The sequence below is a fragment of the Bradyrhizobium sp. 521_C7_N1_3 genome (assembly GCF_052075975.1).
GTDB classification, from domain to species: Bacteria; Pseudomonadota; Alphaproteobacteria; order Rhizobiales; family Xanthobacteraceae; genus Bradyrhizobium; species Bradyrhizobium japonicum.
On the sequence record NZ_CP197232.1, the window covers coordinates 5370456 to 5390433 of the forward strand.

Annotated in this window: 15 protein-coding genes; 8 read left to right on the forward strand and 7 right to left on the reverse strand. The window is 65.0% G+C overall.

The window, feature by feature from the left end; all coding sequences use genetic code 11:
- Positions 1 to 36 precede the first annotated feature (36 nt).
- The gene (locus AB7008_RS24875; protein ID WP_253570975.1) at positions 37 to 927 is read left to right on the forward strand and encodes a DUF6502 family protein; all 891 of its coding nucleotides are present in this window, start codon (positions 37 to 39) and stop codon (positions 925 to 927) included.
- Complete coding sequence (locus AB7008_RS24880; protein WP_441259681.1) at positions 924 to 2126, forward strand: DUF5666 domain-containing protein; 1203 nt, start codon at positions 924 to 926, stop codon at positions 2124 to 2126. The genes AB7008_RS24875 and AB7008_RS24880 overlap by 4 nt, the downstream gene beginning before the upstream one ends.
- 5 nt (positions 2127 to 2131) lie before the next feature.
- Here the strand turns inward: AB7008_RS24880 and AB7008_RS24885 are convergent, their stop codons facing one another.
- Together AB7008_RS24885 and AB7008_RS24890 are read right to left on the reverse strand one after the other, a co-directional pair.
- Entirely contained in the window at positions 2132 to 3499 is a 1368-nt protein-coding gene (locus tag AB7008_RS24885; RefSeq protein WP_304489625.1) for a M23 family metallopeptidase, read from the reverse strand.
- Between the two features lie 110 nt (positions 3500 to 3609).
- Positions 3610 to 4299: a redoxin domain-containing protein gene (locus tag AB7008_RS24890; RefSeq protein WP_304489626.1), complete on the reverse strand. Its 690-nt coding sequence runs from the start codon at positions 4297 to 4299 to the stop codon at positions 3610 to 3612.
- A gap of 204 nt (positions 4300 to 4503) precedes the next feature.
- On the opposite strand from AB7008_RS24890, the gene AB7008_RS24895 reads away from it, so the two are divergent.
- On the forward strand, positions 4504 to 8304 hold the full coding sequence (locus tag AB7008_RS24895) for an AsmA-like C-terminal region-containing protein (RefSeq protein WP_248883414.1): 3801 nt from the start codon (positions 4504 to 4506) through the stop codon (positions 8302 to 8304).
- 133 nt (positions 8305 to 8437) lie between these two features.
- Here the strand turns inward: AB7008_RS24895 and AB7008_RS24900 are convergent, their stop codons facing one another.
- The 4 genes from AB7008_RS24900 to tyrS all read right to left on the reverse strand — a co-directional run bounded on the left by AB7008_RS24900 (position 8438) and on the right by tyrS (position 13722).
- Entirely contained in the window at positions 8438 to 10129 is a 1692-nt protein-coding gene (locus AB7008_RS24900) for a methyl-accepting chemotaxis protein (RefSeq protein WP_304489627.1), read from the reverse strand.
- A gap of 360 nt (positions 10130 to 10489) precedes the next feature.
- The gene (locus AB7008_RS24905) at positions 10490 to 10933 is read right to left on the reverse strand and encodes a DoxX family protein (protein WP_014495561.1); all 444 of its coding nucleotides are present in this window, start codon (positions 10931 to 10933) and stop codon (positions 10490 to 10492) included.
- 219 nt (positions 10934 to 11152) lie between these two features.
- Entirely contained in the window at positions 11153 to 12412 is a 1260-nt protein-coding gene (locus tag AB7008_RS24910; protein ID WP_304489628.1) for an MFS transporter, read from the reverse strand.
- Positions 12413 to 12468: 56 nt separating this feature from the next.
- Entirely contained in the window at positions 12469 to 13722 is a 1254-nt protein-coding gene (gene tyrS / locus AB7008_RS24915; protein WP_248883190.1) for a tyrosine--tRNA ligase, read from the reverse strand.
- 164 nt (positions 13723 to 13886) lie between these two features.
- On the opposite strand from tyrS, the gene AB7008_RS24920 reads away from it, so the two are divergent.
- The 3 genes from AB7008_RS24920 (at position 13887) to AB7008_RS24930 (ending at position 16114) form a co-directional block, all read left to right on the forward strand.
- Positions 13887 to 14990: an anhydro-N-acetylmuramic acid kinase gene (locus tag AB7008_RS24920; RefSeq protein ID WP_304489629.1), complete on the forward strand. Its 1104-nt coding sequence runs from the start codon at positions 13887 to 13889 to the stop codon at positions 14988 to 14990.
- Between the two features lie 112 nt (positions 14991 to 15102).
- Complete coding sequence (locus AB7008_RS24925) at positions 15103 to 15780, forward strand: glutathione S-transferase family protein (protein WP_304489630.1); 678 nt, start codon at positions 15103 to 15105, stop codon at positions 15778 to 15780.
- 10 nt (positions 15781 to 15790) lie between these two features.
- The gene (locus AB7008_RS24930) at positions 15791 to 16114 is read left to right on the forward strand and encodes a DMT family transporter (RefSeq protein ID WP_441259682.1); all 324 of its coding nucleotides are present in this window, start codon (positions 15791 to 15793) and stop codon (positions 16112 to 16114) included.
- Between the two features lie 64 nt (positions 16115 to 16178).
- Here the strand turns inward: AB7008_RS24930 and AB7008_RS24935 are convergent, their stop codons facing one another.
- Positions 16179 to 16826 (reverse strand): alpha/beta hydrolase, encoded by a 648-nt coding sequence (locus AB7008_RS24935; RefSeq protein ID WP_014495555.1) that lies wholly within the window; start codon positions 16824 to 16826, stop codon positions 16179 to 16181.
- A gap of 341 nt (positions 16827 to 17167) precedes the next feature.
- On the opposite strand from AB7008_RS24935, the gene AB7008_RS24940 reads away from it, so the two are divergent.
- A complete protein-coding gene (locus AB7008_RS24940) occupies positions 17168 to 18385 on the forward strand; it encodes a cysteine desulfurase family protein (protein ID WP_441259683.1) in 1218 nt (405 codons plus the stop codon).
- 37 nt (positions 18386 to 18422) lie between these two features.
- The gene (sufB, locus tag AB7008_RS24945; protein WP_014495553.1) at positions 18423 to 19919 is read left to right on the forward strand and encodes a Fe-S cluster assembly protein SufB; all 1497 of its coding nucleotides are present in this window, start codon (positions 18423 to 18425) and stop codon (positions 19917 to 19919) included.
- Positions 19920 to 19978 lie beyond the last annotated feature (59 nt).

The following is a 19978-nucleotide window of genomic DNA, read 5'->3' on the forward strand; positions in this document are numbered from 1 at the left end:
ATTGTGTCCCACGTGGGGTGCGGGTACAGTTTAGGCATGAATGCCAAGTCCGGGTCCAAAGCAGCGGCTCCGCAGCCGAATGCCGCCGCGAAGCTGCACGCGCCGCTGGCGCGGCTGCTGCGCCCGCTCGTGCGGCTCTGCATTCGCAGCGGCATGACCTTTCCGGCATTGGCGCAATTGCTTCGCGAGCTGTTCGTCAACGTCGCCGAGCACGATTTTGCGCTGGAGGGGAAGGAGCAGACCGACAGCCGCGTCAGCCTGCTCACCGGGATCCATCGCAAGGAGGTGGCGCGGCTGCGCGGTGCCGGCGCGCCGGTGCACGAGGCGCCCGCCGCGGTGTCGCTGACGAGCGCCGTGATCGCGCGCTGGCTTGCCGCGCCCGAATTCACCGATGCGAAGGGCGAGCCGCTGGCGTTGCCGCGCACGGCCGAGGGCGATGCGCCGTCGTTCGAGCAGCTGGTCGCCTCCGTCACCAAGGACGTGCGGCCGCGCGCGGTGCTCGACGAATGGGTCGACCGCAAGCTCGTCACCATCAACGATTCCGACGAGATCGAGCTGGTCGAGGCGGCCTTCGTCCCGAGCGGCGAGGACGATAGCAAATGGCACTATCTCGGCCGCAATCTGCACGACCATATCGCGGCCGCCGCGCAGAACGTCTCAGGCGCGGCGCCGCGCTTCCTTGAGCGCGCGGTGCACTACAACAACATCTCGCCGAAGCTTGCCAAGCGCCTCGAGGCACGCTCGCGCGAGCTCGCGATGGACGCGCTGAAGACCGCCAACCGCGAGGCCAATCGCGCGCTCGCCAAGGACAAGGGCGGTGATGCCCGCTGGAATTTCGGCATCTACATCTACAGCGAAGACGCAGATGGCGAAGGAGAGGCCAAAGAAGGCGGCAAAGAAAGCGGCAAGGAGGGTGGTTCTTCATGAGCCGGCCGCCGTTGATCTCCCGCCGTCTGCTGCTGACAGGATTTTGGCTCGCCGGTACGGCGATGGCCCACGCGCAGGTCAAGCGTGGCACTGATCAGGGCATCGGCGGCACTGGAATCAGGCGCGGTGACGACCACGGCATCGGCGGCACCGGCATCGTCGGCGTGATCCAGCGTTTTGGCAGCATCTACGTCAACGGCGAGCGCGTCACTTATGCGAGCGACGTGCCGGTCCGGATCGACGGCGAGGCCGCGAGCCCGAGGGCACTGCGTATCGGCCAGCTTGCGCGTGTGGTCGCCACCCGTCAGGCCGACGGCACGCTGGTGACGCGCAACATCACGATCGCGAGCGAGGTCGCAGGTCCGATCGAATCCGTGAAGGGCAACGAGCTGACGGTGCTCGGCCAGAAGATCGTCGCAAGCGACAAGGAGAGCAAGCTTCGTGCGGGCACGCAGGTGGCCGTCTACGGCCTGCGCCGGACCGACGGCGTGATCGTCGCAAGCCTGATCGAGCCGCGGCGCGAAGCGACCGAGCGTGTCACCGGTCTCGTCGAGCGCGGCCCTGACGACTTGCGTATTGGCGGGCTGAGGCTGAGCGGGGTCGATCCGCTGCTGGTTGGCCAGCGCGCCCAGATCGAGGGCCGTTCGAGCCAGGGCACGATGCAGGCCGCGCGCACGCGCATCGACGACTTCTCGGATCTCGTCGGCGCAAGCCGCCTCTCGATCGAGGCCTATGTGCAGCGTGTGGGATCGAACCTTCAGCTCGGCTCCGGCTTCGTGGCGCGTGACGGTTCACGCTTCGGCCCGGCTGCCGGCGAGGCCCGCATGGTGATCAACGGCGTGTTCGATCGCTCGCGCGGCTTGCAGGTGGAATCGGCTCAGGCCATCGGCCAGGGGCCGGGAGCACCTCCATCCGGTGGCGGCAATCCCAATCGGTCGCCCGGCGGCTCGATCCTGCATCCGAACCGCGGCGCCGCAACGCCGAGCGGCGGTGGTGGACCTGCGCCGGGATCTGGCCCAGGACCTGGCTCGGGACCTGGCCCAAGTGCGAATCCCGGCTCCGCGCCGACGGGCCCGAGCGGGCCGTCAGGCCCCGGCGGATTTGGTTCGCCCGGCGGCGGGCCGATGGGACCCGGCGGTGGAATGGGTGGTGGCGGCTTCGGAGGTCCCGGAGGCGGGATGGGCGGCGGCCGACGGTAGGCTTATTAGCCCGCGCTGAGCCGCACGCCGGCGCGCAAGAATTTCTGCGGATCGACCGCTTCGCCGTCGATGCGGGTTTCGTAATGGAGGTGCGGGCCGGTGGACCGGCCGGTCGAACCGACGAGGCCGATGACCTGGCCGAGCTTCACGATCTCACCGACCTTGACGTTGATCTCGGAGAGATGCCCGTAGCGGGTCGAGAGCCCGTTGCCGTGATCGACTTCGACCATGCGGCCGTAACCACCGGACCAGCCGGCTGAAACGACCTTGCCGTTGGCTGTGACGCGTGCGGGATCGCCGGTCGCGGCACGGAAGTCGAGTCCGGTATGCATCGCGGGCCGGCCGAGGAAGGGATCGCTGCGCACGCCGAAGCCGGAGGTGAATTCGACCTCGCCGATGACGGGTTTGCGGTAGGGCACCAGCGCAAGCGTGCGATTGAGCCGATCCATCTCGGCGCGGGTGGTGTTGATGCGTGAGAGCTGCTTCTCGAACGGCCCGGCATTGGCCGTCAGCTTGACGGGCACGAAAGGACCGCCCATCGCGGAGCGCGGCACAGCCGCTTCGAGGCTGGCGAGATTGAGGCCGAGGTCGCTGACGACGCCGCGCATCCGGCGCATGCGTGAATCCATGCCTTCCTCGACGGCGCTGAGCGCTGCCATCTGGCGACGCTCGACCTGGTCAAGCGAGGTCGTGAGCCGGACCAGGACGTTGTCGAACCCCTGGTTCTTAGCGAATTGGCTGGTCGGCTGTGCCGCGACGGTCGGCGCGCGCGACTCAAGCCGCGCCTCACGATCGGGCGGTGCCACGAAGATCACGGTGTCGCTGATCGGCGACGGCTTCGGCGTACCCTGCGTTGTGCCCTGGCTCGAATCGCCGCGCTGCGGGGCCGTGCGGGGGATTGATCCCGTGACGTCGGGCATGGCCCCGAGCGCCGTGGCGCGGGACTCCAGCGCCGTCTGGCGCTTCATAATCTGGTCGAGCTTCTGGTCGAACTGCTCCTGGTCGAGCAGCTGCCGGCTGGTGGTGCGGTCGACCTTGGCGCGGAGCTCGGCGATGCGGTCCTCGTAGGCGTACTGCATCTCGGCCTGGCGCGCGATCAGCCGGGTCAGGACGTCGTCGCGGAAGGCGAAATAGGTCGCGGTCGCGGCCGACCAGAGTCCGAGCAGCACGACGGTGCCGACCACGATCCAGAACACCACAGGTCCGAGGCGGACCTGCTTGCCGTGGTGCACGATGGTGTAGGCGTCGTCGGTCGAGGGAAGGGGGCTAGCGGTCGCTGCTACCGCGGCGGCAGGACGGCGATGGAAGGCCCGTCCGTGGTCGTGCGCGTGATGTTGGGGGTACTGCGAATATTGGGCAGAACTTTTCGACATCGGCACTCCCGCGCCGGTCGGATGAGTCCGTACGGCCTAATTGCCGCAGCAATCTGGGCCGGTCATGGTTAATTTTCCGGAAACGGAACCGCGCGAATTTAACGGACTGGTTAAAGGCTTCTTGCCACTTCCAGCACCTCGTCGGCGTGGCCGTCGACGCGGACATTGCGCCAGACCCTGGCTACCTTGCCGTCGGCACCAAGCAGTATCGTGGTGCGAAGAACGCCGAGGAAGCTCTTGCCATACATGGACTTTTCGCCCCAGGCGCCGTACGCCTCCAGCATCTCGTGTTTCTCATCCGAGATGAGGGGCATGCCGAGGCTGTGCTTGTCGCGGAACTTCTCCTGGGCCCTTAACGGATCGGCGGAGATGCCGAGCAGGGCCGTGCCGGCAGCGCTGAATGCGTCCGCCAGCCGCGTGAAATCGATCGCCTCCCGGGTGCAGCCGGGCGTGTCGGCGCGGGGGTAGAAGAACAGGACGAGCTTCCGACCGGCATAGTCGGCGAGCGAGACCACATCGCCGCCGTCGCGGAGCAGGCGGAAGGCGGGCGCCTTCTGGCCCTCGGCCAGGGCTGGCTTCGCCTTCGCGGGCTGGGAGGCCGATTTGGAGGAATTTAACTGTTTCGATGCGGCCTTATGTGATCCTGCTTTTGCTACGGTCCTGGTTGATTTGCTCGCCGGCGTCCGCTGTGTTTTCGCGGACTTTGTTTGAGTCGTTGCCCGCTTGGTCGGGGTCTTCTTTTTAGCCGTTGCACTGCCGGAGGGCGTTTTGGACGATTTCTTTCGGGATTTCTTGGACATACGCCTTCCTTTCGACGCTTTCGGCGGGTCAACCAAAGCGGTATTGCAGCTCTCGTCCGGTGTGCCGGAATCGCGCCCTCATCTGGGCAAGTCTGGCGACGCCGGGTTATGGTTACAAGGAATTCCACGCACCACCCCACTGCTCGTTGAACGCGCTCCCGGGGCGAAATGACGAACAGCAGGAATATTCGAGGTATGGCGGCAATGCCGGCACAGGGAGCTTCGCTTCCCGTGGACGGCTGCGGTCCCGGCGGTGCTCAATCCTATGATGGGCGCCTGTATCGAGAGGCAATGGCAAGGAATACGTCGCCCCAGGATCACAATCGGGATTTCGATCGGCGCGGCGGTCAACAGCAGCCGCAGGAATGGGACGACGCCGACTGGGATCCGGATCAGGAAGCAGCGGCGGGCTATCGGGCACGCCGGCTGTTGTCGCGTTCCAATTCGGGCTTCCATCGCTTCGGTGACGGATTCGCGTCATTGCGCCGCTGGCTGGCCACCGGTCGCTGGCTGAAGCGGCTGGCCATCGTGGCCGGAGCCCTCGCCGTCATTTTCGTCGGCTGTTTCGGCGCGCTGTGGTGGCGGCTCGGTGCCGGTCCCATCAACCTCGACATCGCGACGCCCTGGCTCGCTGCCGCCATCGAGGACAATATCGGCCACGGCAACACTGTGGAGGTCGGCGGCACCCAGATCGAGCGGGCCGGGCGGATCCGCATCGCCGTGCGCATCCGCGACATCGTCGTCCGCGACCACGATCACGCCATCGTCGCCACCGCACCGAAGGCCGAAGTGAAGCTGTCGGGGGCGGGTCTCCTGATGGGGCACCTGCGCGCCGAGAGCCTCAATCTCGTGGACGCCGAGCTGGCGATCCGCATTGCGCCCGACGGCACCGTCACCGTGTCCGCCGGCGACACCGCCAAGCCGCTGGCGACCGGCGTCGCCTCCAAGAAGGAAGCGGGCCTCCCGCCGACATTCCCGCGCAACGGTGTTCCGCCGCCGCCATTCGCTACCGGACCTGCAAGTCCGAACGCATCCCAGGCCGCTCCCCAGGCCGCTGCCCCGAGTGGCATTCTTCAGGGCCTCGACTGGCTCGACAGTCTGAGCATGACCGGGCTCGACGGCCAGAACCTCAACGAGATCGGTCTGAAGAACGGCAATCTGATCGTCGACGATCAGCAGCGCGGCAGCAAATGGAGCTTTGAGAACATCACGCTCAGCCTGCGCCGGCCGAGCCGTGGCGGCGTCGCGCTCAGCCTCGGCGAGGAGGGCGCGCGCCCGTGGTCGCTGCGCGCCACGATCGGCCCCGCCGAGAACGGTGTGCGTTCGGTCGACATCCGCGCCGATAAGGTTTCCACCGCCAACATCCTGCTGGCGCTCCGGGTGAAGGACTTCACCTACACCGCCGACCTGCCGCTGACCGGCGAGCTCAAGGGTGAGCTCGGCCGCGACGGCGTGCCGACCTTCTTCCGCGGCAAGATCGCGGTCGGCGCGGGCAACATCATCGACACCGACACGCCAGATTATCCGATGGCGATCGACTCGGCCGAGATCAACGTCGAGTGGGATTCGAACCGGCGGGTATTGGTCGCTCCGTTCAAGATCCTCTCGGGCGCGAACCGCCTGACGCTTCTGGCCCATCTCGAGCCGCCGAACGGCACCACCAACGACTGGCAGCTCGGCTTCAGCGGCGGCTCGATCCTGCTGGGCGGCATCGACAACGAGCCCCCGCTGGTCTTCAACCGTATCGCGATCGGCTTCCGCTTCGATACCGACCACAAGCGCATGCTGCTGACGCAAGCCGATATCAGCAATGGCGAGATCGGCGTCGCCGGCACCGGTGCCATCGACTATTCGGGCGAGCCACGGCTGACGCTGGGCTTCGCGGGAACGCCGATGTCGGCCTCCGCGCTCAAGCGGATGTGGCCGACGCTTGTCGTTCCCGAGTTGCGCGAATGGGTGATCGAGCGGATCGAGCGCGGCACGCTCCAGCGCATCGAGATCGGCGTCAATTCGCCGACGAAGAACCTCCCGCGCAAGGGCCCGCCCATTCCCGACGACGGCCTGTCGGTCAACATCGTCGCGAGCGGCGTCGCGGTCCGCCCCGTGGATGGCATGCCGGTGGTGCACGACGCCGATTTGAAGGCGCGTGTGACCGGGCGCACCGCGACCGTGAATATCGGGCAGGGCATTGCCGATACGCCGGCGGGCCGCAAGGTCACGATCTCCGACTTTGTCTTCGAGGTGCCGGATATGGCGCCCAAACCGTCGCCGTCGCGGACCAAGTTCCGCGTCGATGGCCCGGTGCCTGCGGCCGCCGAAATGCTCGCCAATGATCGCCTGAGCGATCTGTCGTCGACCGTCGTCGATCCCAACACCAGCAAGGGGACGTTCACGGCCAACATCCAGCTCGGCCTGCCGGTCAAGGGCGAGCTGACCAAGGCCGACACCACCTACGCCGTCACCGCCGATCTCAACGGCTTTGCCGCCGACAAGCTGGTGATGAACCAGAAGCTCGAGGCCAACAACCTCAAGATATCAGCGAGCAACCAGGGCTATCAGGTCAAGGGCGACGTCAAGATCAACGGGCAGGCGGCTTCGCTGGACTACCGCAAGCCGGCCGAGGGCGATGCGGACGTCAAATTGCAGACCACGCTGGATGATGCCAGCCGCGCGCGCCTCGGATTCGATCTGAGCCCCGCCGTCAGCGGATCGCTGCCGATCAAGCTGTCGGGCAAGATCGCCAGCGGTCCCGACGCGACGACGAAGCTCGGTGTCGAGGCCGACCTGACCTCGCTAAAGCTCGACAACATCCTGCCCGGCTGGGTCAAGCTGCCGGGCAAATCGGCCAAGGCCAGCTTCAAGGTGGTGCCGACGCCGCAATCAACGCGGCTGGAGGACATCGTCGTCGAAGGCGGCGGCGCCTCGATCAAGGGCTCGCTAGAAGTCGATCCGAACGGCGACCTCATGAACGCGAACTTCCCGACCTACGCCCCGACCGACGGCGACAAGGCCTCGTTGAAGGTGGAGCGTGGCCAGGATGGGGTGGTGCGGGGCACGATGCGCGGGGACGTGTTCGACGGCCGCGGTTTCCTGAAGTCGGCGATCTCAGGCAATTCCAAGGACGACGCCAAGAACAAGATGAAGAACGTCGATTTCGACATCGACGTGAAGCTCGGTGCCGTCGCGGGCTTCAACGGCGAGGCGATGCGCAGCGTCGATGGCAAGATGTCGCGGCGCAATGGCGCCGTCAAAGCCTTCACGCTGAACGGCAAGATCGGCCGCGACACGCCGGTGGCCGCCGATTTGCGCGGCGGCCGCGCCCAGGGCAATCGCGAGGTGATCTACCTCCAGACCAACGATGCCGGCGCGTTGCTGCGCTTCACCGACACCTACACCAAGGCGATCGGCGGCCAGATGGTGGTGGCGATGGAGCCGCCGACCTCGGAGCCGAACACCACGCGCGAGGGCCTCGTCAACGTCCGCGACTTCACGGTGAAGGGCGAGGCGCAGCTCGAGCGCGTTGCCGCCGGCGCGCCCAACGGCACCGGGAACGGCGTCTCCTTCAGCGCGCTGCGCGCCGAATTCACGCGTCAGAACGGCGCCCTGACGATCCGCGATGGCGTCGTCAAGGGCCCGATGATCGGCGCCACCATCGAGGGCTCGATCGATTATCCCGGCAACCAGGTGTGCATGAGCGGGACCTTCGTGCCGATGTATGGCGTCAACAACATCTTCGGCCAGATCCCGCTGTTCGGCATCTTCCTCGGCGGCGGAAACAATGAAGGATTGATCGGCGTGACCTATGAGGTCGTCGGCACGCCGGCGGCGCCGGTAATGCGCGTCAACCCGATCTCGGCGATGGCGCCGGGCCTGTTCCGCAAGATCTTCGAGTTCAACACCGGCAAGCAGAACTCGCCGTTCGACGAATTCCCCTCGCAGTCGAACGACGGCTCCACCGGATCGACGCGCCAGCTCTCGAGCGGCTGCACCCTCGCGCGGCGGTAGAAGCTGTCCCCGTCGTCATGGCCGGGCTTGTCCCGACCACCCACGCCTCACCACACGGCACCAAGAACGTGGATGCCCGGGACAAGCCCGGCCATGACGACCTCTTGTAGAGATTAAAATGACGTCGCGCCGCTTACGCTGCGCGAACACCCGCGAGGAACGTGCCGACCTCGCCGGAGAGCTGCTCGGCCTGCTTGGAGAGGTTGCTGGCCGCCGCGAGCACCATGCCGGCGGCGTTGCCGGTTTCGTTCGCTGCGGTGCTGACGCCGCTGATATTGGTGGTAACCTCCTTGGTCGCCTCCGCGGTCTGCGAAACGCTGCGGGCGATCTCGGCGGTGGCGGCGCCTTGCTCCTCGATGGCCGCGCCGATCGAGGTGGCGATGCGGCTGACTTCCTCGATGGTGGCGGTGATGCCGCCGATGGCGTCCACGGCCTCCTTGGTCGCGCCCTGGATCTGCGCGATCTTGTCGCCGATCTCGCGGGTGGCTTCCGCGGTCTGGCTGGCGAGCGACTTCACCTCGGAGGCGACGACCGCAAAGCCCCGGCCGGCTTCACCGGCGCGCGCGGCCTCGATGGTGGCGTTGAGCGCGAGCAGATTGGTCTGCGCCGCGATGCTGGAGATCAGCTCGGCGACGTGCTCGATCTGCTGGGCGCCGTCCGAGAGCGCGCGGACGATGGTGTCGGTGCGGCGTGCGCTGTCCACGGCGCGGCCGGTGACTTCGGCGGATTGCGCGACCTGGCGGCTGATCTCGGTGATGGAGGAGGAGAGCTCCTCGGCGGCAGCCGCGACCGTCTGGACGCGCTGGCTGGCTTCGGTGGCGGCCGAGCCGACCACGGCGGCGCGGCGATTGGTGCCTTCGGCCGTGGACGACATCGACTTGGCGGTGGTCTCGAGCTCGCCGGAGCCCGAGGCCATCAGGCCGACGAGCTGGCCGACCGAGGCATCGAAGCGGTCGGCGAGCGAGATCAGCGCGTCACGCTTCTCCTGCTCGCTGCGTGTCTTGGCGGCGACCTGCTCGGACTCCAGCGTGCGCGCCGTCAAAGCAGTCTGCCTGAGCACTTCGAGGGTCTCGGCCATGCGGCCGATCTCATCACCGCGGCCGGTCTCCTCGACTGGCTTGTCGATGGCACCGTCGGCAATCTCCTGCATGCGGGTCTTCTGGCGATCAAGCGCGCCGAGCACGTCGCGGGCGATCAGCCACGACAACGTCGCCATCAGCAGCATCAGGCCGAGTCCGACCGCGGCAAGCTCGAGCGTCAGCGCGCGCACATCAGCATCGATGTCGTCGACATAGAGGCCATAGCTGATCGTCGCGTTCCAAGGGGCGAACTTGCGCGCGAACACGGTCTTGCGCACCGCTTCGGTCTGGCCGGGGCGGGGATAGAGATAGGAGGCTACGCCGCCGCCATTCTGTTCGCCGGCCTTGAGGATAGCGTCGGCAATGAGGACGCCGTTGGCGTCGATCGCGCCGGTGATCTTGCCTTCGAGCTGCTGGTTGGCGCCGTTGACGAGGAGGGACGTGTCGGCGTTGTAGACGACCGGATAGCCCTGATTGCCGTTGAAGGTCATGCGCCGTCCGCGCATGTGGAACTGGGCCTTGGCCTCGGCCTGCGTCAGCTTGCCGGCGGTGACGTCGTCCTGGACCGACTGGGCGAAATTGTAGAGCATGTCGACCGCGGTCTTCATCTGCTGGACCCGGTCCTCCATCATGCGGCTCTTGCTGAGGAAGGCCGATACCGCGATGATGGCTGTGACTGTGAGAGCCGCAAGGCAGACCATGCTGGTAAGCTTGGTGCGGATCTTCAGATGGCTCAGCAGCTTCATCGCAGCCTCTACGAAATGGTTGTTATTGCTCGCATCGGTAGCATGAAGTTCTTACCAATCATGAACATAGGCATGCGGCCGCCGGCGGCGCGCGTGACCGTTCGCAACCTGGTGCGTAACCGTGCAGGCAAAGCGACATGCGTCGGCGCACGTCAGCGCGGTTGCTGGAGAAGATCGATCCTAGACCTTGGTGGTCATCGAGCCTGGCGGGAGCGGCAATGAACCGATTCGTTCACCGCTTCATCATGTCCGCGCTGCTCGTCGCGGCCCTCGTCCTCATCTGGAACGTGCTGGGCTCGCGGTAGATGACACCGGCAAAGCTGCCGGTGCCATCCGTGACTTGAGCGCTAGTTGCGTGCGTCAGCGTCGCGCAAATGCGCCGCCGGTCGAAGCGCGTTCGTTGCCCATCGCCGCATCGACGCTGATCGGGCCGCCGCCGGCCGCCGAGAGATAGAGGCAGGCGAAGCAGAACAGGATGGCAAGCGTGCCGTTGTTGAGCAGCGGCAGGAACACCGGCGTCTCGCCCTTGAGCATATGTCCCATGAAGTAGGCGAAGGCCATTTCACCGGAGAGGATGAAAGCGGCGAGGCGGGTGAACAGGCCGAGGATCAACAGCGCGCCAAGCACCAGTTCAAGCGTCCCGGCCGCGCCGTACAGCGACATCAGTTCGACTTTCGCGAACATCGGCAAAGGCGGAAACTTGAAAAGCTTCGCTACGCCGAATTGAAACAGCAGCAGGCCGGTGATGAAGCGGAACAGGCTCAGGAGAACCGGTTCAAAGCGAGTGAGATAGGGAAAGTTCATTGGTTTGTGCCCTCCATCCAATGGGCGACTTGGACCGTATTCAGTTCGGCCTCGCAAGCCACCCGGGGTCAATTCGGCGCTGACATTTTTGTCATGTGGACAAAATATCGCAGTTCGTCCCTTAACTCCGGTTGCGCCCGACGGTTTCGCACGCGGTGCAGCGTGTGTCGCCCGTAATTTCCCGGTGACGTAGAGGGATGCAGGTTACGTCGGGGAGACCTACTCCCGCAAGGCAGGGACAATCAGAAATGGAATCATTCCGAGGATCACGCTCGCAAGTGCGAAGACGAGCAGGAGATTGTAGCCGTGCGTGAAGTCGTGGATGAGGCCGCCGCTCCATGAGCCGAACGCCGAACCCAATCCGCTGCCGATCGAGATGGTGCCGAAGATCGTGCCGACGCGCTTGCCGCGAAAGATCTTCATGGCGGTCGCGGTGATCAGCGGGCCGCGCGAACCCATCATGCTGCCGAAGCAGACGACGAAGCCTGTGAGCAGGATGATGTTCGGATAATACTGCAAGAGCCAGAGCAGGACGATGCCGACGATCGAGATCGCGTAGCTGAGCAGCACCGAGGGCCGGCGCCCGATCAGCCCGTCGAGCGCGGATACGCCGAGCATGCCGAACACCAGCACCACGCCCGAAAAACCCCAGGCGGTCGCGGCCTGGAGCGGCGGAAAGCCGGCGTCGATGAGATAGGCCACGATCTGCGCGGCGATCGAATACATGCCGACCGCGGTGAAGAAGAAGGTCGAGAACAGCGCCCAGAAAGCGTGGTGGCGCATCGCGCTCACGAGCGTCCAGCCGTTGTCAACGAAATCAGGATCGGTCTTCTTGCTGACATGCGGTGAGCCGACCGCGAACATGCGCCAGGGCAGAAGCAGCAGCGGCACGAGCAGGCCGAGCGCCGCGAAGCCGTAGACCTGATAGGCTTCACGCCAGCCGAGATGATCGATCAAGAGCTGCGAGGTCGGGAGCAGCGCCAGCACGCCGCCACCCATCGCCGAATAGACCACCGCCATCGCGGTCGGCAGCCGTGGCCCGAACCAGCGGCCGAGCAGGATCGAGTTCGGCACAATGCCGATGAAGGCGACGCCGATGCCGACGCAGAGGCCGATCGAGAGCTGAAATTGCCAGAGCGCCTGCGCGTGCGCCGCGATCAGGAAGGCCGAGCCGAGCAGGAAAAGCCCGAGTGCGTAGACGATGCGCGGTCCGGAATGGTCGAACAGGCGCCCGACCAGTGGCGCGGTCAGTCCGCTGATCAGCCAGGTCAGTGAGTAGATCGAGACGACCTGCGCACGGTCCCAGCCAAAGTTTTCGGAGATCGGCTTTAGGAAGACTGTGAAGCTCTCGCTGAGGCCGCGGCCGAGGACAGCGAGCGTGAAGCACAGCCCGAGCACGACGAGTGCGGTGCGCACCGCATCTCGCTGCGTGCCTCCGGCTTGTTCCCTCGAGGCTTCCCTGGGCGTGCTCTGATCCATTGCCGGTCAGGGAGCGCGCTTCGGCGCGCCCTGACAAGCATCAAAAGCTCATACGCCTATGCAGGCCGGATGAGGACGTGCTTCTTCTTGCCGAAGGACAGCTTGATCACGCCCTCGGGCGTCAGATTGGCCGCAGACAGCGCCATCTTCTCGTCGCTGACGGACTCGTCGTTGACGCGCAGGCCGCCGCCCTTGATCTGGCGCCGTGCCTCGCCATTGGAGGCAACCAAGCCTGCCTTGACGAAGGCGTTGAGCACGCCGAGGCCGGCGTCCAGCTCGCCGCGCGGAATTTCCACCGTCGGCAGGCTTTCGGCCAGCGCGCCTTCCTCGAAGGTGCGCCGCGCGGTTTCAGCCGCCTGGTTTGCTGCGTCGCGTCCGTGCAAGAGCGCGGTCGCTTCGGTCGCAAGCACCTTCTTGGCCTCGTTGATCTCCGAGCCGCCGAGCGCCTCGAGCTTCCTGATCTCGCCCATCGGCAGCGTCGTGAACAGCTTCAGGAATTTGCCGACGTCGGCGTCCTCGGTGTTGCGCCAGTATTGCCAGAAGTCATAGGGCGAGAACTGGTCGGCGTTCAGCCACACCGCGCCTTGCGCGGTCTTGCCCATCTTGGCGCCGGAAGCGGTCGTCAGCAGCGGCGTCGTCAGCGCGAACAGCTGGTGGGTGCCCATACGGCGGCCGAGATCGACGCCCATGATGATGTTGCCCCATTGGTCCGAGCCGCCCATCTGCAATTTGCAACCGGTGCGCTTGGCGAGCTCGACGAAGTCGTAGGCCTGGCAGACCATGTAGTTGAACTCGATGAAGCTCATCTCCTGCTCGCGCTCGAGGCGCAGCCGCACGGAGTCCATGGTCAGCATGCGGTTGACCGAGAAATGCCGGCCGACGTCACGCAGCATCTCGATCCAGTTGAGCTTGGTCAGCCACTCCGCATTGTCGAGCATGACGGCGTCGCTCTTGCCGTCGCCGTAGCGCAGCACCTTTGCGAACACGCCGCGGATCGATTCCTTGTTGGCCTCGATTTCGGCGACGGTGCGCATCGCGCGGGTCTCGTCCTTGCCGGAGGGATCGCCGACCATGGTGGTGCCGCCGCCCATCAGCGTGATCGGCTTGTTGCCGGACTGCTGCAGCCAGTGCAGCATCATCATGGTCAGGTAGTTGCCGATGTGCAGCGAGGGGGCGGTGCAATCGTAGCCGACATAGGTGGTCGCTTCGCCCTTGGCGGCGAGCGCGTCCAGCCCCTCGAAATCGGAGCACTGATGGATGAAACCACGTTCCTGCAGGGTGTTGAGGAAATCCGATTTAAATGCAGTCATCTGTCGGCGAGCCTGACAATTCTTGGTTTACTGTTTCGGGTGCAATTTAAGGGTCTCCCGTGGGAACTCGATTGCCACCCGCCACTTTGCCTGTGGCATTATAAGATGTGTCCCTCTGGCACAAGATCGGCATGCCGGAGGGGGTCTCTTGAGGACGCTGATCCATGATGTTGACGGCACTCGGTTTGATGAGCGGCACCTCGCTGGACGGGGTGGATGTCGCGCTGATCGAAACCGACGGAAAGCAAGTGAAGGCGTTCGGGCCGTCCGGCTACCGGGCCTACAGTCCGGCGGAGCGCAATCTGCTGCGCCAGGCGCTGAATGAGGCCGTGCACCTGCCGCGACGCGACGCCCGCCCGGGCGTTCTGGCCGAGGCCGAGCGCGCGGTGACGCTGGCCCATGCCGAGGCTGTGGCTGCCTTCATCGCCCAGAACCGGATGAAGCCGGAGGACATCGACATCGTCGGCTTCCACGGCCAGACGGTGCTGCATCGCCCCGAGAAGCGGCTGACGGTCCAGATCGGTGATGCGCCGGCGCTGGCCAGGGCGATCCATATCCCCGTGATGCACGACTTCCGTGCCGCCGACGTCGAGGCCGGCGGGCAAGGCGCGCCGTTCGTGCCGGTCTATCACCGGGCGCTCGTCCACTCGCTGGAGCGCGAAGGGCCGATCGTCGTCGTCAATATCGGCGGTGTCTCCAACATCACCTATATCGACGGCAACGACACGCTGATCGCCTGCGACACCGGACCGGGCAACGCGCTGCTTGACGATTTCATGTACCGCACCATGAACCAGGCCTTCGATGCGGAGGGAAAGTTCGCAGCGCTCGGCAAGGCGGACGAAGCCTGGATCGCGCGGGCACTGGACCTGCCGTTCTTTGCGGCTCCGCCGCCGAAATCGCTCGACCGCAACGACTTTGCGGCGCTGAAGCTCGGCGATGTCCCGCCGGCCGACGGCGCCGCGACCCTGACCGCCTTCACCGCGGCGGCGATCGCCCGGATCATCTCGCTCCTGCCGCGCCGGCCGCGGAGCTGGATCGTCTGCGGCGGCGGCGCCCGTAACCTCACCATGCTGCGGATGCTGCGGGAGCGGGTAGGGTCGGCCACCGTCGAGGCCGCCGAGACGCTCGGCTGGGCCTCCGATGCCATCGAGGCGCAGGCCTTCGGCTTCCTTGCCGCCCGCGGCCTCAAGGGGCTGCCGCTGTCCTACCCGGCCACGACGGGGGTGCCGATGCCGATGACGGGCGGAGTGATGGCGCGGCCCTGAGGTACCGGCCTCAAGATCCAAAGATGGTTGATGCAAATGCATCGATCTTGACGGGTGAATGCAATTGCATCTATATTGGATGCAGTTGCATCAAACCGTCGGGATGATTGCCATGACCGCTTCACTGAAACTCATCAGCCACAAGCTCTGCCCCTATGTGCAGCGTGCCGTGATCGCGCTCAACGAGAAGGGCGTGCCGTTCGAACGGATTGACATCGATCTCGCCAACAAGCCCGACTGGTTTCTGAAACTCTCGCCGCTCGGCAAGGTGCCGGTTTTGGTGGTGACGACGGAGAAGGGCGAGGTCGCGCTGTTCGAGAGCAACGTGATCTGCGAATACATCGAGGAGACGCAGGCAGGCCTCAAGCTGCATCCGACGGATGCGTTGAAGCGCGCCGAGCATCGCGCCTGGATGGAGTTCGGCTCGGCGATCCTGGGTGACCTCTGGGGTCTGGAGACCACGACCGATCCGGCGACATTCGAAAGCAAGCGCCTGGCGGTTGCGGCGAAATTCGCGCGCGTGGAGGCAGCGCTCGGTGCAGGGCCTTACTTCGCAGGCGATGCATTCAGCCTCGTGGATGCGGTCTTCGCCCCGATCTTCCGCTATTTCGACCTGTTCGACGAATTGACCGAGCACGGCATCTTCAGCGATCTGCCGAAGGTCCGCGCGTGGCGCGCGGAGCTTGCGAAACGTCCGAGCGTGCGCACCGCGGTCGGCGCGGACTATCCGCAATTGCTGCGTGCCTTCCTGGTGCGCCACGACGCGCATCTGCTGAAGCTCGCGGCCTGAGCGCACGCCAATGTCGCAATCCATGGCCTGGCTGATGCTGGTGATCGCCGGTGCGCTCGATGTCGGCTGGGCGATCTCGATGAAATATGCGGAAGGCTACACGCGGGCAGGCTGGAGCATCGCCTCGCTCGTGCTGCTCGCCGCCTTCGTCTTCCTGCTCGGACGCGCTTTGCAGGTGCTGGAGGTCGGCGTCGCCTATTCGGTGTGGACCGGCATCCGCGCGGCCGGCACCTTCCTGCTGGGCGTCGTGCTGTTCGGCGAGACCTTGAGCGCGATGAAACTCGCCGGCATCGCGCTCGTGCTGATGGGGATCGCCGCCCTCAAGCTGGCTTGAGCGGGCGTGTCGGTTCCGTAGCCCGGAAGCCATCCGGGCTACAAGATCTTGGCGCTACAAGGTCTTAGCGTACGTTGGCGAGGCGCATGTCGAGATAGGCCGTGATGGTTTCCATCAGCGGCTCGAGCTTGGCGTCGAAGAAGTGGTTGGCGCCGGGGATGACCTGCTGGTCGATCACGATGCCCTTCTGCGTCTTCAGCTTCTCGACCAGCGTGTTGACGTCCTTGGGCGGCACCACCGCATCCTTCTCGCCGTGCACGATCAGCCCCGACGAGGGGCAAGGCGCGAGGAACGAGAAGTCGTAGAGGTTGGCGGGCGGCGCGATCGAGATGAAGCCCTCGACCTCGGGACGGCGCATCAACAGCTGCATGCCGATCCAGGCGCCGAAGGAGAAGCCGGCGACCCAGCAGGCGCGTGCTTCGGGATTGATGGTCTGCGCCCAGTCGAGGGCTGCGGCCGCATCCGACAATTCTCCGGTGCCGTGATCGAACGAGCCCTGGCTGCGGCCGACGCCGCGGAAGTTGAAGCGCAACACCGAGAAGCCGCGATGGGCGAAGGCGTAGTAGCACTGGTACACGATCTGATGGTTCATCGTGCCGTGGAACTGCGGATGGGGATGCAGGATCATCGCGATCGGCGCGTTCTTCTGCTTGGCCGGGTGATAGCGGCCTTCGAGACGGCCAGCAGGGCCGGTGAAAATGACTTCAGGCATGATGATCTCTTGATTGATCCCTTGAAGACGCTCTTCAGCAATCAACCGATTGTGCGGACTTCATCGACTGCTGTGCCGATCAAACCGCGGAAGAGTGGAGCGGCGCCCTCGGATGGTGCGCGAGCGGCGCGCGGTGAACTGACGCGGGCGTTCTAACATGAGGCGAGGGTCAAAAAGCAAGCATCTTGAACATCCCGCAATGGGCTCAAGATGTTAGCGCGTCACGGCGGCGTCATTGAACGGTGGAGATTCGGAATCGAGTTGCCAAGCGCTCCACGGGGGCCCATGTCGGGCTCCGGGACGGACACACTGGCCCGATCGATGGAGTAATATAATACCTCATGCCGAGCCGTGTCTATCTCGACTGGAATGCGACCACGCCGCTGCGCGCCGAAGCGCGGACCGCGATGCTCGCCGCCTGGGAGCTGATCGGCAATCCGTCCTCGGTTCATGCCGAGGGGCGCGAGGCGCGCCGGCTGGTCGAGGAAGCTCGTGCCACGCTCGCGGCGGCCGTAGGCGCATTGTCGCGGAACGTCGTCTTTACATCCGCAGGGACCGAGGCCAATGCGCTGGCGCTGTCGCCCGGTCTGCGGGGGGCGTCCGGCGGTCCTGTCGAGCGCCTGTTGGTCTCGGCCGTCGAGCATGCCTCGGTGCTGTCAGGCGGCCGGTTCCCAGCCGACAAGGTCAGTCAGATCCCGGTCACGCGCGCCGGCGTCATCGACCTCGATCGTCTGAAGGCGTTGCTCGGCGACGGTCCGCCGGCGCTGGTCTCCATCATGGCTGCGAACAACGAGACCGGCGCAATTCAGCCGATCGCAGAGGCCGCAGGGATCGTCCACGGGGCGGGGGGGCTCCTGCACGTCGATGCGATCCAGGCGCTGGGGAAAATTCCGTTCGATATCAAGACTGTGGACGCAGACCTTGCGACCTTTTCCGCGCACAAGATCGGCGGCCCCAAGGGCGTCGGCGCGCTGGTCCTGGCGGAGGGGATCACTGGGCTGGAACCCGTGCTGCGGGGTGGCGGACAAGAGCTGAGCCGCCGCGCGGGAACCGAAAACGTCGCCGGTATCGCCGGCTTCGGGGCAGCTGTGAGAGCTGGGCTTCAGACTCTGCCGGAGGATGCGGAGCGGATGGCAACCCTCAGAAGTTCCTTGGAAAATGGTATCCGCGGGATCGCCGGCGCGATGGTTTTCGCGGATGACGTCGAGCGGTTGCCAAATACCACCCTTTTCACTGCTCCCGGCCTGAAGGCCGAAACCGCCGTGATCGGCTTCGATCTCGAAGGCGTGGCTGTGTCCTCGGGCTCGGCCTGTTCATCGGGCAAAGTGCAGCCGTCTCACGTGCTGGCGGCGATGGGGTATGATGCCACCGCTGCCCAGGGAGCGGTGCGTCTCAGTCTGGGCTGGTCCACGGAACCAGATGACATCAACAGGGCGTTAGAGGCTTGGCGAAAGCTTGGTAATACCCTACTTAGAGCGTTAGCGACGAAACACGGCTTGAACGGTTCTAAGCGCGTGCTTTCTGCGGAAAAACATCGTAATACTCGTCCAAGTTTGTGATCCACCGCGGTCCTTGAAACCGCGAGCGGAGGATAGAATGCCAGCCGTGCAAGAGACGGTCGAGCGCGTGAAGCGCATCGACGTCGATCAGTATCGTTATGGGTTTGAGACCCTGATCGAGTCCGACAAGGCCCCCAAGGGGCTGTCGGAAGAGACCGTCAAGTTCATCTCCGAGAAGAAGAACGAACCCGCCTGGATGCTCCAGTGGCGGCTCGAGGCTTATCGGCGCTGGCTGACCATGACCGAGCCGACCTGGGCGCGCGTCGACTATCCCAAGATCGACTTCCAGGACCTCTATTATTACGCAGCGCCGAAGCCGAAGAAGACGGTGACCTCGCTCGACGAGATCGATCCGGAGATTCTCAAGACCTACGAGAAGCTCGGCATTCCCTTGCGGGAAGTCGCCATGCTCGAAGGCGTCGAGCCGAAGCCCGGCGAGGAAGATCCGGCCCGGCGCAAGATCGCGGTCGATGCTGTCTTCGATTCGGTCTCGGTTGCGACCACATTCAAGGCCGAGCTGAAGAAGGCCGGCGTGATCTTCATGCCGATCTCCGAGGCGATCCGCGAGCATCCCGAGCTGGTGCAGAAATATCTCGGCTCCGTGGTTCCGACCTCGGACAATTTCTACGCGACGCTGAACTCCGCGGTGTTCTCCGACGGCTCGTTCGTCTACGTGCCGCCGGGCGTGCGCTGCCCGATGGAGCTGTCGACCTATTTCCGCATCAACGAACGCAACACCGGCCAGTTCGAGCGGACGCTGATCATCGCCGACAAGGGCTCCTACGTCTCGTATCTCGAAGGCTGCACCGCGCCGCAGCGCGACGAGAACCAGTTGCATGCGGCCGTGGTCGAGCTCGTCGCGCATGACGATGCCGAGATCAAATATTCGACGGTGCAGAACTGGTATCCCGGCAATTCGGAAGGCAAGGGCGGCATCTACAATTTCGTCACCAAGCGTGGCGACTGCCGCGGCAACAATTCCAAGATCTCCTGGACCCAGGTCGAAACGGGTTCGGCGATCACCTGGAAGTATCCGAGCTGCATCCTGCGCGGCGACAATTCGCGCGGTGAATTCTACTCGATCGCGATCTCGAACGGCTTCCAGCAGGTCGATTCGGGCACCAAGATGATCCACCTCGGCAAGAACACGTCGAGCCGGATCATCTCCAAGGGCATCGCCGCCGGCAAGTCGCAGAACACTTATCGCGGTCTGGTCACCGCGCACCGGAAAGCGACCGGCGCGCGCAACTTCACTGCCTGCGATTCCCTGCTGATCGGCGATAAATGCGGCGCGCACACCGTGCCGTACATCGAGGCCAAGAACTCCTCGGCGACGTTCGAGCACGAGGCCACGACCTCGAAAATCTCCGAGGACGTGCTGTTCTACTGCATCCAGCGCGGCCTCAGCCAGGAAGAAGCCGTCGGCCTTGTCGTCAACGGTTTCGTCAAGGACGTGCTGCAGCAACTTCCGATGGAATTCGCGGTGGAAGCGCAGAAGCTGATCTCGATCTCGCTTGAAGGGTCGGTCGGCTAATCGCCGACCCTCGCGGTGCGCTACGGCGCTCCATGCATCATTTTGAATGGACTGGACAC